The sequence below is a fragment of the Polynucleobacter sp. IMCC 29146 genome, from assembly GCF_021395195.1.
Classification (GTDB): domain Bacteria; phylum Pseudomonadota; class Gammaproteobacteria; order Burkholderiales; family Burkholderiaceae; genus Polynucleobacter.
This window is the reverse complement of the sequence record NZ_JAJVCR010000003.1, coordinates 214,747-228,635: the sequence shown is the minus strand read 5'-3', so window position 1 is coordinate 228,635 and position 13,889 is coordinate 214,747. Positions and strand designations below refer to the sequence as shown.

Annotated in this window: 15 protein-coding genes; 9 read left to right on the top strand and 6 right to left on the bottom strand. The window is 46.4% G+C overall.

From position 1 onward, the window contains the following. Position 1 precedes the first annotated feature (1 nt). From LZT22_RS04965 to LZT22_RS04950, 4 genes are all read right to left on the bottom strand, one after another. Positions 2-2,317 carry a bifunctional (p)ppGpp synthetase/guanosine-3',5'-bis(diphosphate) 3'-pyrophosphohydrolase gene (locus LZT22_RS04965; RefSeq protein WP_370635189.1) on the bottom strand — a complete coding sequence of 772 codons (2,316 nt, stop codon included), beginning with the start codon at positions 2,315-2,317 and terminating at the stop codon, positions 2-4. Positions 2,318-2,386: 69 nt separating this feature from the next. Beyond that, positions 2,387-2,590, bottom strand: coding sequence for a DNA-directed RNA polymerase subunit omega (rpoZ, locus tag LZT22_RS04960; protein WP_233923961.1), 204 nt, complete (start codon positions 2,588-2,590; stop codon positions 2,387-2,389). Positions 2,591-2,633: 43 nt separating this feature from the next. Continuing rightward, positions 2,634-3,260 carry a guanylate kinase gene (gmk, locus tag LZT22_RS04955; protein ID WP_233923960.1) on the bottom strand — a complete coding sequence of 209 codons (627 nt, stop codon included), beginning with the start codon at positions 3,258-3,260 and terminating at the stop codon, positions 2,634-2,636. A 2-nt stretch (positions 3,261-3,262) separates the two neighbouring features. Next, positions 3,263-4,204, bottom strand: a complete 942-nt coding sequence (locus LZT22_RS04950) for a YicC/YloC family endoribonuclease (RefSeq protein ID WP_233923959.1) — start codon at positions 4,202-4,204, stop codon at positions 3,263-3,265. Positions 4,205-4,254: 50 nt separating this feature from the next. Between LZT22_RS04950 and rph the strand changes: the two genes are divergently transcribed. From rph to hemW, 3 genes are all read left to right on the top strand, one after another. Beyond that, on the top strand, positions 4,255-5,034 hold the full coding sequence (rph, locus tag LZT22_RS04945) for a ribonuclease PH (RefSeq protein ID WP_233923958.1): 780 nt from the start codon (positions 4,255-4,257) through the stop codon (positions 5,032-5,034). 66 nt (positions 5,035-5,100) lie between these two features. Continuing rightward, entirely contained in the window at positions 5,101-5,697 is a 597-nt protein-coding gene (gene rdgB / locus LZT22_RS04940) for an RdgB/HAM1 family non-canonical purine NTP pyrophosphatase (RefSeq protein ID WP_233923957.1), read from the top strand. Beyond that, on the top strand, positions 5,694-6,857 hold the full coding sequence (gene hemW / locus LZT22_RS04935) for a radical SAM family heme chaperone HemW (RefSeq protein WP_233923956.1): 1,164 nt from the start codon (positions 5,694-5,696) through the stop codon (positions 6,855-6,857). Before rdgB ends, hemW begins: the two co-directional genes overlap by 4 nt. A 2-nt stretch (positions 6,858-6,859) precedes the next feature. Here the strand turns inward: hemW and LZT22_RS04930 are convergent, their stop codons facing one another. Further along, complete coding sequence (locus LZT22_RS04930) at positions 6,860-8,077, bottom strand: CaiB/BaiF CoA-transferase family protein (RefSeq protein ID WP_233923955.1); 1,218 nt, start codon at positions 8,075-8,077, stop codon at positions 6,860-6,862. 63 nt (positions 8,078-8,140) lie between these two features. Between LZT22_RS04930 and LZT22_RS12765 the strand changes: the two genes are divergently transcribed. The 5 genes from LZT22_RS12765 to LZT22_RS04905 all read left to right on the top strand — a co-directional run bounded on the left by LZT22_RS12765 (position 8,141) and on the right by LZT22_RS04905 (position 12,092). Further along, a complete protein-coding gene (locus LZT22_RS12765) occupies positions 8,141-8,428 on the top strand; it encodes a hypothetical protein (protein WP_370634782.1) in 288 nt (95 codons plus the stop codon). Next, on the top strand, positions 8,428-9,231 hold the full coding sequence (locus tag LZT22_RS04920; RefSeq protein ID WP_233923954.1) for an enoyl-CoA hydratase/isomerase family protein: 804 nt from the start codon (positions 8,428-8,430) through the stop codon (positions 9,229-9,231). Before LZT22_RS12765 ends, LZT22_RS04920 begins: the two co-directional genes overlap by 1 nt. A 63-nt stretch (positions 9,232-9,294) precedes the next feature. Next, positions 9,295-9,636, top strand: coding sequence for a hypothetical protein (locus tag LZT22_RS04915; RefSeq protein ID WP_233923953.1), 342 nt, complete (start codon positions 9,295-9,297; stop codon positions 9,634-9,636). 13 nt (positions 9,637-9,649) lie between these two features. Then, positions 9,650-10,924, top strand: a complete 1,275-nt coding sequence (locus LZT22_RS04910; RefSeq protein ID WP_233923952.1) for an NAD(P)/FAD-dependent oxidoreductase — start codon at positions 9,650-9,652, stop codon at positions 10,922-10,924. A 25-nt stretch (positions 10,925-10,949) separates the two neighbouring features. After that, a complete protein-coding gene (locus LZT22_RS04905; RefSeq protein ID WP_233923951.1) occupies positions 10,950-12,092 on the top strand; it encodes a mandelate racemase/muconate lactonizing enzyme family protein in 1,143 nt (380 codons plus the stop codon). 36 nt (positions 12,093-12,128) lie between these two features. On the opposite strand, the gene LZT22_RS04900 is transcribed toward LZT22_RS04905, so the two are convergent. Beyond that, positions 12,129-13,142 carry a tripartite tricarboxylate transporter substrate binding protein gene (locus tag LZT22_RS04900; protein WP_233923950.1) on the bottom strand — a complete coding sequence of 338 codons (1,014 nt, stop codon included), beginning with the start codon at positions 13,140-13,142 and terminating at the stop codon, positions 12,129-12,131. 271 nt (positions 13,143-13,413) lie between these two features. Here LZT22_RS04900 and LZT22_RS04895 point away from each other — a divergent pair, with 271 nt between their 5' ends. Further along, positions 13,414-13,887 (top strand): MaoC family dehydratase, encoded by a 474-nt coding sequence (locus tag LZT22_RS04895; protein ID WP_233923949.1) that lies wholly within the window; start codon positions 13,414-13,416, stop codon positions 13,885-13,887. Positions 13,888-13,889 lie beyond the last annotated feature (2 nt).

Genomic DNA, 13,889 nt, shown 5'->3' with positions numbered 1-13,889 from the left:
CTTAGGTTTGCCGACTGCGTATAACGCGCATGACATCTGCATTATTGTGTAAGCTGCGCATCACCCGCGATAAGTGCAAGCGATCAGATACTTGAATGGTGAAGCGCATCGATACAGCATCTTCTTTGTACGGATCTTCCATCGATACATTCATAATGTTAGCGTCAGCCGCGGTAATACTACTAGCAACCCGAGCTAGAACACCCTTTCCTTGGCGTGTATCTAGCACTAAATCCACTTCAAACTCACGATGCACATCTTTACTCCACTCCACTTCAACCCACTTATCAGGATCTTTAGACAGCATACGTAAAGCATGTTGACAATCGCTAATATGAATTTGCAAACCTTCACCCTTACCAAGATAGCCAATAATGTTATCGCCAGGGATGGGGTGACAACACGATTGAAAACTAGTCGACATCCCCTCGCGCCCATCCACCAAAATTGCATGATGACGAATTTCTGGTTGCGGCAAAACAAAATTACTAACCCCTAAAACCATTTGCTCAGCGCCCGAGTCTTCAGCCAATAAAATTTTCAAACGCATCGCTAATTCTTGTGGCGAGCGTCGACCCAAAGCAATATTGACACACACCTCATTACGATTTCTATCGCCAGTCCAGTGCAATAAGCGGGTCCATATCGCTTCAGTAAGAAGACCCACATCCACCTCTTGCTGTCTAAGTGCATTGGCTAATAGGCGCTCACCCAATTGCAAAGACTCAGCGTAATGCTTGGTTTTAAGGGCATGACGTAAGGCTGCGCGCGCTTTACCGGTGCGCACAAAACTTAACCAACCTGGATTAGGTTGTGACTGCGGTGAGGTAATAACCTCAACAATATCGCCATTACGTAACTCACTACGCAAGGGTAATTGCATACTATTAATTTTTACTGCAACACAGGTGTTACCTAATTCACTGTGAATTGAATAAGCAAAATCGAGTGCGGTGGCGCCTCGTGGCAGCGCACGAATTTGACCTTTTGGCGTAAAAACATAAACTGCATCAGGAAATAAATCAATCTTAACGTGTTCTAAAAATTCTTGCGAATCACCAGTACTGTCTTGAATATCGATTAGTGATTGCAACCATTGGTGTGCTCGATTTTGTACCTCACTCAGCTCAGGCGAGCCATCTTTATAAGCCCAATGTGCCGCTACTCCTGCCTCAGCAATGGCATGCATATCTATCGTGCGAATTTGAAACTCCACCGGAACGCCCGACGGCCCTACTAAAGTAGTATGAATCGATTGATAGCCATTGAGCTTTGGAATAGCAATGTAGTCTTTAAATTTACCAGGCATGGGCTTATATAAAGCATGCAAAACCCCTAAAGCCCGATAACAGTCATCAATCGATTGCACAGTCACCCGAAATGCATAAACATCAAGCACTTGGGAAAAATTCAAGTGCTTTGATTTCATTTTGCTGTAAATACTAAAGAGGGTTTTTTCGCGCCCATGTAAGTCAACTTCAATTTTTGCTTTAGCAAATGTTCTGCGCGTAGTATCCAAAATCTTCTCAACCATTTCCTTGCGATTACCGCGCGCCTTCTTCACTGCCTTTTCAATTACTCGAAAACGTAGCGGCATCGAATATTGAAAACCTAAGTCTTGTAAATCGCGATAAATTAAATTGAGGCCTAGACGATGGGCAATGGGGGCATAAATTTCCATCGTTTCTAAAGCAGCGCGATGGCGTTTTTCTAAAGGCATCGCGTCTAAGGTACGCATGTTGTGCGTACGATCGGCCAGCTTCACCAAAATTACACGTACGTCGCGCGCCATTGCCATAAACATTTTGCGGTAACTTTCAGCCTGCGCTTCAGCATGACTTTGAAATTCTAATTTATCTAATTTGGTCAGACCTTCAACTAGTTCAGCTACCTTAGATCCAAAGGTTGTAATTAAATCAGCTTGAGTGCTACCGGTATCTTCAATCACGTCATGCAATAAAGCTGCCATGATCGATAAAGCATCCAAGCGCCAAATAGCACATAACTCAGCTACAGCAAGTGGATGGGTAATGTAAGGTTCGCCACTTTGACGATATTGTCCTAAATGGGCTGCATCAGCAAAATGAAAGGCTTTTTTAATGAGCTCACGTTCATTCGGTTTTAAATAACTCAGTTTGTCGGTGAGAGCCGCAATGGAAACCACTTGTTGCTTGGGTGGCAACTGGGGTTGTGAAGTGGGGCCAAACAGATAGCGACTCGACTGCGTTAGCAGCGAAGCAATAATCGATTTTTTAGAACTGGTTTCAGCAACTACCTCAGGCGAGGCACTCGTGCTACTAAGTAAGACGTCGCCAATCTCGCTAGACGAGCGCTTACCCTGATCTCCCGTTGTGGTTAGCGCAGGCGCCACAGCGGGGCTTTCAAATTACAGCGGTACTTTGGTCAACATATCCCGGTCGGTCACGCCTGCAGCTACTTCACGCAAAGCTACAACGGTGGCTTTATCTTTAGACTCAACTCGGGGAGAGTGACCTTGAACTAATTGGCGCGCACGATAGGTTGCTGCCAACACGAGTTCAAAACGATTGGGAATGGTTTTCATGCAATCTTCTACGGTAATTCGGGCCATGCTGAACTCACTTATTTAGGGTTAATGCCTATAGGATACCTGATTACACCCCGAGGCGCCTCAAAAGGGTTGGGTTGCGCGCCATCACCGCAGTGGTGCGCAGGCGAGTAGCCGCCAAAATACTCCTTAAATCAGCTAGAGCCTGCTCAAAAGAGTCGTTAATCACAATGAAATCAGCCTCGGCTGCATGTTGCAGTTCGAGATGCGCCGCAGCTAAACGTCGTTCAATAGTCTGCTCATCATCTTTGCCGCGTTTTCGCAGACGCGCTTCAAGGGCCTCAAATGAGGGTGGGAAAATAAAAATCCACTGCGCCGCGGGAATCAATTGCCGAATCTGTTGAGCGCCCTGCCAGTCAATTTCTAAAATCACATCACTACCCGCCTGCATTTGCGCCGCAAGCCAGGAACGGGAAGTGCCGTAAAAATGATCATGCACTTCAGCCCATTCTAAAAAATCTTCATTTGCCCGCTGCTGCATAAATTCTGTTTCAGTAACAAAGTGATAATCCTGGCCATTTATTTCGCCTACCCGCGGCGCTCGGGTTGTTGTCGACAAAGATAATTTGACGCTGGCATCGCTTTGTAATAAGGCCTGTACCAACGACGATTTTCCTGCGCCCGATGGAGCCACAATCATTAGCATGCTGCCTTGGTAAGTATTCGCATTCATGATTATTCTAAATTTTGTACTTGTTCACGCATTTGCTCAATGAGGAGCTTTAATTCTAAAGCAGCTGAAGTGCAGGCGACTGCCGCAGATTTAGAACTAAGGGTATTGGCTTCGCGATTCAATTCTTGCATTAAAAAATCCAGTCGTTTGCCAACCGGCCCTTTGGCCTTTAAGGCGGTCTCTACTGCTTGAAAATGGGTTTTTAAGCGCGCAAATTCCTCGGCTACATCGATGCGCACGGCGTAGAGCACTACTTCTTGGCGAATACGCTCCAATACTTCGGCCGCAATAGCTGGCGCATGTTGACCTGAACTTGCTTGGCTAGCTAGAGCTTCGGTTAAGCGCGCGGTTAGCTTCAGTTGATATTGCTGCACAAACTCAGGAATTTGCGGTTCGATTTGTTCAACAATCAAACGCATTTGGGTCGTAATCTGCTGTAACACTGCCGCTAGTGCCTGGCCTTCGGCAGCTCGCGTTTCCACTAAAGCTTGCAACGCTGCGGTGCCTGCAGCTAACGTAGCTGCTACCCATACTTCTTCATCGCCTCGCGGCTCGCTAACCATACCAGGCCAACGTAATACATCGGCAATGCTCAAAGGGGCTGCATTCGTAAACTGGGTCTGTACTTGAGCGGCAAGGACTTGCAAGGCATTGCAGCGTTCTTGACTAAGGCTTTGGCTGACTTCCGCAGTTGCAGTAGTTGACTTACCGCTGGAATTAATACGCCAAACTGCCCTAAACTCTACTTTGCCGCGAGTCAATTGCTGAACTGCCAGCTCGCGCAAAGCAGGCTCGGCGGCGCGACACTCATCGGGCAAACGAAAGCTGAGGTCTAAAAAGCGGCTATTCACCGCCCGCACCTCTAGCTGCAAATCGGCTACTATCCCTGCGCCAAGGGATACTTGCCGTGAAGCGCTACCATAACCTGTCATGCTCGATATCATGTAGGCATTGTAATTACTAAATTATCTTCTCCAACTAAGGAATTAAAGCTATGAGCTCTAGCACTAGCCAACCAAGCCAAATTAGCCAGCGTCCAAGCCACCGGCAACCGAATCAACTGCGCCAAGTGACAATTACCCGTGGCTTTACTAAACACGCTGAAGGGTCGGTGTTAGTTGCATTTGGTGACACCAAGGTACTCTGTACTGCCAGTATTTTGGAACGCGTTCCCCCGCATAAAAAAGGTTCTGGCGAAGGCTGGGTTACAGCAGAATATGGCATGCTGCCACGGGCTACCCATACCCGCGGCGATCGTGAGGCAGCGCGCGGCAAACAAAGTGGTCGTACCCAAGAAATTCAGCGCCTAATTGGACGTGCATTGCGTAGTGTATTTAACTTAAAGCTACTGGGCGAACGCACGATTCATTTAGATTGTGATGTCTTACAAGCCGATGGGGGCACCCGCACTGCTGCTATTACGGGTGCCTATGTTGCCGCCCGCGATGCCGTCAACCAATTAATTCAAAGTGGGAAAATTAGCCCTGATCCTCAGCTAGATCCAATTCAGGATAGTATCGCCGCTATTTCGGTGGGTATTTATCAAGGTGTAGCAGTATTAGATTTGGATTATGCCGAAGACTCATCTTGCGATACCGATATGAATGTAGTGATGAATGGGCAAGGGGGCATGATCGAAGTCCAGGGCACCGCAGAAGGCCCAGCATTTTCGCGAGAAGAGTTAAATGCGTTGCTCGATTTAGCCCAACACGGTATTCAACTATTAATTGAGCAGCAAAAAATTGCCCTGAGCCACCCGCTTAATCCGCATTAATTATGGATTAAAACTGAGTAACAAGATCAATAAACCATTTTATTCATTCCACTAAACAAATTGTTGATGCAGCTTACGCAACTATTAATCGCGTCTCACAATACTGGTAAAGTTCGCGAGTTTCGCCAATTATTAGCGCCACTGAACATTACCGTGCAATCCCAAGCCGACTTAGGAATACCCGCTGCTGCAGAACCTTTTTTTACTTTTACTGAAAATGCCCTTGCTAAAGCACGGCATGCAAGCCAGCTCAGTGGCTTGCCAACGCTCGCAGACGACTCGGGAATTTGTGTCAGCGCCCTTAATAACCGCCCTGGAGTTCACTCAGCGCGTTACGCTTCTAATAAATATGAGCCCGCCAATGACGAGCGCAACAATGCCAAGCTCTTGGCTGAATTAAAAAATCAAGTTAATCGCGCTGCTCATTATGTCTGTGCACTAGTTTTAGTTCGCACAGCCACCGACCCTAAGCCGCTCATTGTCGAGTGCCGCTGGGATGGCGAAATCATTGATCAACCACGTGGTACCAATGGCTTTGGTTACGATCCCTATTTTTATTTACCAAACTTAGGGAAAACAGCTGCGGAACTATTGCCAGCCGAAAAAAATCGCCTTAGTCATCGCGGACAAGCCTTACAGCAATTACTCGCCAACTTGGCATGACCATAAAACTCGCCGCCCTTCCACCGTTATCGCTCTATATTCATTTTCCCTGGTGTGAAAAAAAATGTCCTTATTGTGATTTCAATTCACATCAGATTAAAGATACAGGTTTTGATGAAGCGCGCTACCTCCGCACGCTCATTCAAGACCTACAAACCGAATTACCCCGAATTTGGGGTCGTAAAGTTCAAACCATTTTTATTGGCGGTGGCACCCCTAGTTTAATTTCTCCCGCTGGCATAGACTGGTTGCTCTCGAGCATTCGGGCCTTAGTGCCGCTCGATCCTGCGGCTGAAATTACCCTCGAAGCTAACCCTGGCTCTGTTGAAGCAGCTAAGTTTGCGGCCTTTGCTGGTACTGGCATCAATCGCATCTCACTGGGCATTCAGAGCTTTCATGACGCTCAGCTTCAGGCTTTAGGCCGTATTCACAATGGCAACCAAGCTAAGCGCGCGATTGAAATTGCCCAGACTCATTTTCAAGCCGTTAATCTTGACTTAATGTATGCCTTGCCGCAACAAACCTGCGCCGATGCTACTGTAGATTTACGCACGGCACTGGCCTTTAACCCCACTCATCTTTCGCTCTACCACCTTACCTTAGAGCCGAATACTTTATTCGCCAGCCAACCTCCCGTGCTACCCAATGAAGATGACAGTGACGCTATTTTTGAAAATAATCTTGCTCTGCTTACCGATGCAGGTTATGCACGGTATGAGGTCTCAGCCTACAGTAAACCTCAGCAGGCCTGTAAACATAATCTCAATTATTGGCAATTTGGCGACTATATTGGCATTGGTGCTGGTGCCCATGGCAAAATTTCGCTGCCCCATTCAATTACGCGTCAAGTACGCGAACGACATCCAGAAACGTATATGCACGCTATGGAAACCCAAGGCCATGCACTGATTGAAACACGCGAAGTTACTCCAAGTGAAATCCCCTTTGAATTTATGTTGAATGCACTCCGTTTAACCGCTGGTGTCGCCACCACTAGTTTTGCTGAACGCACCGGCTTATCGCTCCAAACGATTGGCAAGGAAATAGAGCGAGCCACTGCTAAGGGTTTGCTTGATAGCCACCCCACCACCATCAAACCTACTGCCCTGGGTTTGCAGTACTTGAATGATTTGCAAGAACTGTTCTTAAAATCACCTTAAACTTAAGGCTGAAAAGCACCATCGGCAGTTAAGCTTGCAAGTTCAACTTCGTTCACGCCTAACTCGGCCAAAATGCTCGCGGTGTGCTCGCCCAATAATGGCGGAGGCATTCTCACTTGTTGTGGTGTAGCCGATAACTTCACTGCAAAGCCAATATTCGGTACCTTGCCTTCTATGGGATGGTCGATTTCAATGCGCATTTGCCGGTGTTTACCATGAGCGCTATCAAACGCTTCGGGGTAGGTATTAATGGGTCCCGCAGGAATCCCTTCGGCAAGTAATAGCTCAACCCACTCAGTACTCGCACGGGTAATAAATGTTTTTTCTAATTCAGCTACGAGCTCTAGGCGATTAGCTAAACGCAAAGGGTTCGTCATAAAACGGGCATCGTCACATAATTCAGGACGGCCAATTTTGGCGCATAACAAACTCCATAATTTTTGGTTCGTTGCACCCATCACAAAATAACCATCAGCCGCTTTCAGCGCTTGATAAGGTGCGCTCATATGATTTGCCGTGCCTAGTTTATAAGGCTCAACTCCTGTGCCCCAGTATTGCGCAGTATCCCAAATCGAAAAAGCCAGTGCTGCATCAAACAACGAGGCATCAATAAATTGACCTTCGCCACTTTTTGTGCGGCCAATATAAGCAGCCAAAATTGCATACGTCGCAAACAAAGCGCAACCAATATCAGCCACCGGCACGCCTGCTTTAACTGGTGGTCCATCGGGATACCCCGTGACACTCATCACGCCCGACATGGCTTGAGCCATTAAATCAAATCCAGGGCGATCGGCCCAAGGACCTGTTTGACCAAACCCAGAAATACTGGCGTAAATTAATGCGGGATTCACTTCATGCAAAACCGCGTAATCAATACCTAATCTTTTCATGACACCAGGCCGATAATTTTCAACCAAGATATCTGCTGTTTTTACCAAACGTAAAAATACTGCCCGCCCTGCTGAACTTTTTAAATTCAGCGCAACGCTGCGCTTATTCCGATTCATGTTTAAAAAACCCATGCTATCGGCGCCTTTCATTTTGAAGCCCATCGCGCCCCGCGTTTGATCGCCAGTACCGGGTGGTTCAATTTTGATCACATCGGCGCCTAAGTCAGCCAATAACATGCAGCTGTATGGCCCAGCCATCACTTGGCTTACATCTAATACACGGACCCCGGCTAAAGGAAGAGGTTTGGTGGCACCTGAATTAATCATGCAGTGCTTTACTTTGAGGGAATAGAATAAGCTGATTAATATAAATCATTTACAAGGAAGAAGATGAATAGCTTGCGCATGACTGCTCTTTTAGCCATTGCTCTGCTTGGTTTGGGTACTTTGCCTGCAAACGCACAAGGCTATCCCACTAAGCCCATTCGCTTAATTGTGGGCTTTGCGCCAGGTGGCGGTACGGATATCGTTGCTCGAGCCTTAGCACCAAAAATGAGTGAGTCGCAGGGCTTACAAACCGAGGGGCCTAAAACTCCAGCAGCTTTCAATGCTTTCTTAATTGCCGAAATTGCAAAATATCGCCAATTGGTTAAAACGCTTGGTATTAAAGCGCAGTAATGAGTCGCGTAATGAACGCAGAGCAGAAAAATATCGCCCGCGTATTCTTAGCGGTTGAGGGGTCAATTGCGCATATTCATTTTGAACACCCTGCCGCTCGCAATGCCATGACCCAAGAAATGTATGAAAGTTTGCGAACAATTTGCCAAGAAATTCAAAATACCCCCGCGATTCGGATCGCCATTTTACGTGGTGTTGGCGAAAAATCATTTGTCTCTGGAAGTGATATTGCGCAATTCGCCACTTACCAAGATGGTGAGGATGGGATGCGTTATGAAGCTTCAATTGCAGCCTATTTGCAACCCCTGCAAGAGCTCAGCATTCCAACCATTGCGGTGATTGAGGGCTTTGCGATTGGCGGTGGCCTAGCCATTGCCAGCAGCTGCGACTTTCGTATTGCCACGCCCGAAGCTAAGTTTGGCGTGCCCATTGCGAAAACACTCGGTAATTGCCTGTCGATTGGCAATCTAGCCTGGCTTACTGCGCAACTTGGCACCAGCATTGTTAGGCGTATGTTGCTTTTAGCAGAATTAATTAGTGCTCCAGAGTTGCTTAGCCATGGATTTATTTTGCACACCTACCCACAAGCCGAATTAAGTGCTGCCGCATTTGCCTTAGCTCAGCGTCTTGAATCGCTAGCGCCGATTACGCAAAAGGTAACAAAACTCAGTTTATTACGGCTCTCACAAAGTAATTTACCGAATTGCGATGATTTAATTCGGGAATGCTATGGCAGTGCTGACTTTAAAGTGGGGGTAACGGCTTTTTTAACGGGTGAAAACCCTAAGTGGCAAGGGCAATAAGTTGCAGTAAATTATTGTTATAAACCGTCTTATAAAATATAAAATTTATCGGTGGGGGAGCCAATGCCTTTAATCCATTTTCAGCCGCTTATCAAAAGTGGGGTTTTTAGCTTAGGCCTTCTCGGGTTGGCCCTACTTAGCCTGCCGAGCATTGCACAAACATCGGCTAGTAATCTTAACAATCGTTCACTCGCGGCCACCTGCGCTAACTGCCATGGCACTAATGCCGTCATCGTTCCCAATAGTGGTATGCCAAATATTGGTCAGCTTACTAAAGACGAGATGCTAACTAAACTCATGGCTTATAAAAGTGGTGCGCAGCAAGGCACTATCATGCCGCAATTAGCCAAAGGCTATACCGATGAACAACTCACTACCATTGCCAGCGTTCTAGGCAAAAAATAATTCAGGAGCCAAGATGAATCGACGTCACTTTATAGGTCAAAGTCTTGCCTCTGCTGGCTTTCTAGCGGGATGCGCTTCTTCTGCCCCCATTAATATTAGTAAAGCACAAGTTGTTGTTATTGGAGGGGGTTATGGCGGAGCAACAGCAGCAAAATATATTCGCATGTTCTCCAACAATACGGCTCAAGTTACTTTAATTGAACCCAATGCCGATTTTATTTCTTGTCCGATGTCAAATCTGGTTATTGGTGGCTCGCGCACTATGGCAGAAATTACGTCACCTTACGATAACTTATCAAAACGTCATGGGGTGAAATTAATTAAAGATATGGTTGAGTCAATCGATCAAAAACAAAAAACCGTCAAACTCGCATCAGGTTCGACTATCAAGTATGACAAGTTGGTTGTATCGCCAGGTATACACCTGATGATGGATCAAATCAAAGGTCTGGCCGAAGCGAATCAAGCCGGCGTTACCATTCAAGCTTGGAAGGCTGGCCCAGAAACAATAGCGCTTCATCGGCAACTTGCGGCCATGCGCGATGGTGGTGTATATGCCATTAGCATTCCTGAAGCCCCCTTCCGTTGCCCCCCTGGGCCATACGAACGTGCCTGTCAAGTGGCAAGCTACTTTAAAAAGAATAAGCCTAAATCCAAAGTCTTAATTTTTGATGCTAATGCTGATATTGTTTCTAAGGCAGGTCTATTTAGAAAGGCTTGGGCTACTTTATATCCAGGCATGATTGAATATCATCCAAAATATAATGTTGTGGGCGTCGATGCAAAAACTAAAACGATCAAGTTTGAAGTGCAGGATGATGTTAAGGCAGATGTCTTAAATATTCTGCCCCTCATGCGCGCAGGCGATATTGCTGTCAAAAGTGGTATTGCGAATGCCAACGGTCGCTGGGTGCAAGTGAACTATCTGAATTTTGAAGCTACCGCAGCTAAAGATATTCATGTCTTGGGTGATTCAATTCAAGTGGCGCCGCTCATGCCTAAATCAGGTCACATGGCCAACTCCCATGCCAAAGTAGCTGCGGCAGCTATCGTTGCCGAACTGGGTAACTTAGAAGTAAATTCTGCACCAGTATTGACTAATACTTGTTATAGCTTTGTCGATGCTACACAAGTCGTTCACGTAGCCAGTGTGCATCAATATAATGCAGCAGAAAAAACCTTTAAAACGGTGCCTGGATCTGGCGGTCTATCGCCCGAACCAACGACGCTTGAAGGAATTTATGCTTGGGGTTGGGCAAAAAATATCTGGGCTGATAGCTTAGCTTAACTGCTCTTACAGTAAAGGGAGATCTTTGCTGCAGAATCTGCCCCCAATTGATTTAGTTAAAGCGCATGCAATCGTTTACCGTGCGCCCATTGCCGAGCCCGTGCAAACTTCATTTGGCCTCATGCATAATCGCCCCGCATTGGTGCTTATGCTCGAGGATCGCGATGGCAATTTAGGCTGGGGTGAAATTTGGTGTAATTTCCCCACCGTTGGGGCTGAGCATCGCGCACGGCTTTTTGAAGCCGCAGCTGCCCCGCTCTTACTCAGTAAAACGTGGGCGTCGCCAGAGCAAGTTTTTTCTTCGCTGACTACAGATTTGCATATCTTAAGCTTGCAAAGCGGTGAGCCTGGCCCTATTGCCCAAGTCATTGCTGGCATCGATATGGCCCTGTGGGATTTAATCGGCAAAAAATTACAGCAACCCCTATGGCAAATTTTTAATGGCTCTCCTACCGTACAGGTCTATGCCTCAGGCATTAATCCACGCAACCCTGAAAAAATTACGGCCCAAAAATGGGCGGAGGGGTATCGGGCTTTTAAATTAAAAATTGGTTTTGACCCACAAAGTGACCTTGCTAACTTAGCTAATTTAAGAGCCTTACTAGGCGCCGATACACCGCTGATGCTCGACGCCAATCAAGCTTGGACACCAGCAGAGGCGAGTGAATGCATTCAGCAATTGGCCGCTTACAAACCTTTTTGGATAGAAGAGCCCATTGCAGCAGATAGTGCTTTAAGCGTCTGGCAAGAATTGGCTAAACATTCGCCCATCCCATTAGCTGCTGGGGAAAATATGCGGGGCATGCTCGAATTTACCAATGCAATAGAGAGCAAGGCCTTTGCGATCCTGCAGCCCGATATGGGTAAATGGGGCGGCTTTAGCGCCGGCGTAGCACTTGGCCAAGCGATTGTGAAAAGTAAAAATATGTTTTGCCCTCATTGGTTAGGCGGCGGCATTGGCTTAATAGCCTCAATGCATCTCAAAGCAAGTGCAAATACCTTTGGCTTTGTTGAGGTCGACGCTAATCCTAACCCGCTACGCGAACTTTTAGCGCCCCAACTACCTAAACTTGATCAGGGTTGCATCACCTTAAATGCGCTTCCAGGACTGGGTATTACTCCAGACCTGGCCGCATTAAAAGAATTTCAAGTGCCGCACCACTATTAATTAAATTAGGCAGAATTAACAGTGGCTTGCTGTTGATTACTTACGTAAATTTAGCGCGGTACCTAACTTTTCATATAACTCAACTTGCTCGCGAGCAAATTTTTCGGTATCGGCTGGCGAGCGAATAGCCGGAATTGCGGCCACAGTGTTATTGCCTTTACTCCAATCAGGATCTTGCGCCACTTTTTTCAGCACTTCAACCCATTTATTGACCACCTCTGGAGGCAAGCCGGGGGGGCCATATAAGCCGCTCCAACCCATTACTTGCTCTAATGGGGCCACACCCATTTCACGCGCGGTAGGAATTTCAGGGAATTCTTTTAGCCGTTCGGCAGAAGAAGATACTAAGGCGCGCATTGCACCCCCTTTAATTTGCCCTACTAAGGTAGTTAGGTTATTACATAAAAATTGCACTTGGTCGCCCAGCAAGGCTGCAGTTGCCTCGCCACCCCCCTTATAACCAATCATAACTGCAGAGCTTGAAGGAATATTGACTGAGCGCAGCATGACCTCAACCGCTAAATGCTGGGTCGTACCGGGCCCAGCAGTAGCGTAATTTAATTTGCCCGGCTGCGTGCGAATAGCCTCTAATAATTCTTTCAGATTTTTATAGGGTGAATCGGGCCTGACAACACACACAACCGGATTAAAATCCAATAAAGAAATCATCGTAAATTCATTCCACTTATAAGGCGTTTTACTATCTAAGGCGGGCGTAATGGCCTGTGAACCGCCACGCGAAATAAGTAAGGTGTAGCCATCAGGCGCAGCGTTTCGAACGCGCATTGAGCCAATGGTGCCAGAAGCCCCCACCACGTTTTGTACGATTAAAGGTTGACCCATTAATTTGGTCGCAACGGCAGCTAAATTGCGTCCAGAAAAATCACTATCGCCACCAGCAGCATAAGGCGCAATTAAAGTAACTTGCCGATTAGGATATGGCTGAGCAAATGCGGAATTCATCGCTACCATACCGCTTATGCCGCAAGCTAAAACCAACAATATAGTTGTACGGCACCAAGAGCAGCTATTTAATAATCTACTTGTCATACAGTCTCCTATGTCTATTTTGTTTAACCATATCATAGGTAATTCCCAGAAAAAAGCGGGTAAGTACTAGGTTTTTAGTAATTCGGCAGAATATTCCTAAACTATTGAGAATAATAGGGAAAGATTTTTTTCAGCGCATCCCATAGAAAATAGTTCACTAAATGTTGATCCCTTGACAGGCTAATTTAAACACCCTAGCATAACCATGATTCGATTGCTATAGCCTGCTTAGCAGTCGTCATATTCTATTTAAATACAATTGAAAAGAGCAATGTCAAATAGTAATTTTGAAACAGATTTCTGGAAGGATGAAAAAATTCGCAAGAGCTGGGATGACATTATTCCGGGCGAAGCTAGAAAAACAATTCCTTACACCCTTACGCTTGAAGCAATCCAAAAATATTGCAAAGTCATTGGCGATACTCACCCACTCTACTTTGATGAAGCCTATGCAAAAACCACTCCTTACAAAGGCATCATCGCCCCGCCTGCAATTCATATTCTTTTAATGTTTTCTTGTACCCCAGCCGACGATTGGATGAGAAGCCCGGGAACCATTAACGCCGGTCAATCGTGGAGTTATAACATTCCAGCGCGACCAAATGATGTTATCCGCCTTGAAGCAAGAGCACTGGATAAATTTATAAAAAAGGAGCGTTTGTTCGTCATTCATGACAATGTCTTTTTTAATCAAAATAATGAAGTAATCTGCTCGGGGCGTGGTTGGACCATTCGTCCACAATAAAA

Coding starts and splice junctions, on each gene's coding strand:
- rpoZ (WP_233923961.1), bottom strand. CDS start 2,590: ATGGCCCGAATTACCGTAGAAGATTGCATGAAAACCATTCCCAATCGT.
- gmk (WP_233923960.1), bottom strand. CDS start 3,260: ATGAATGCGAATACTTACCAAGGCAGCATGCTAATGATTGTGGCTCCA.
- LZT22_RS04950 (WP_233923959.1), bottom strand. CDS start 4,204: ATGATATCGAGCATGACAGGTTATGGTAGCGCTTCACGGCAAGTATCC.
- rph (WP_233923958.1), top strand. CDS start 4,255: ATGAGCTCTAGCACTAGCCAACCAAGCCAAATTAGCCAGCGTCCAAGC.
- rdgB (WP_233923957.1), top strand. CDS start 5,101: ATGCAGCTTACGCAACTATTAATCGCGTCTCACAATACTGGTAAAGTT.
- hemW (WP_233923956.1), top strand. CDS start 5,694: ATGACCATAAAACTCGCCGCCCTTCCACCGTTATCGCTCTATATTCAT.
- LZT22_RS04930 (WP_233923955.1), bottom strand. CDS start 8,077: ATGATTAATTCAGGTGCCACCAAACCTCTTCCTTTAGCCGGGGTCCGT.
- LZT22_RS12765 (WP_370634782.1), top strand. CDS start 8,141: ATGAATAGCTTGCGCATGACTGCTCTTTTAGCCATTGCTCTGCTTGGT.
- LZT22_RS04920 (WP_233923954.1), top strand. CDS start 8,428: ATGAGTCGCGTAATGAACGCAGAGCAGAAAAATATCGCCCGCGTATTC.
- LZT22_RS04915 (WP_233923953.1), top strand. CDS start 9,295: ATGCCTTTAATCCATTTTCAGCCGCTTATCAAAAGTGGGGTTTTTAGC.
- LZT22_RS04910 (WP_233923952.1), top strand. CDS start 9,650: ATGAATCGACGTCACTTTATAGGTCAAAGTCTTGCCTCTGCTGGCTTT.
- LZT22_RS04900 (WP_233923950.1), bottom strand. CDS start 13,142: ATGACAAGTAGATTATTAAATAGCTGCTCTTGGTGCCGTACAACTATA.
- LZT22_RS04895 (WP_233923949.1), top strand. CDS start 13,414: ATGTCAAATAGTAATTTTGAAACAGATTTCTGGAAGGATGAAAAAATT.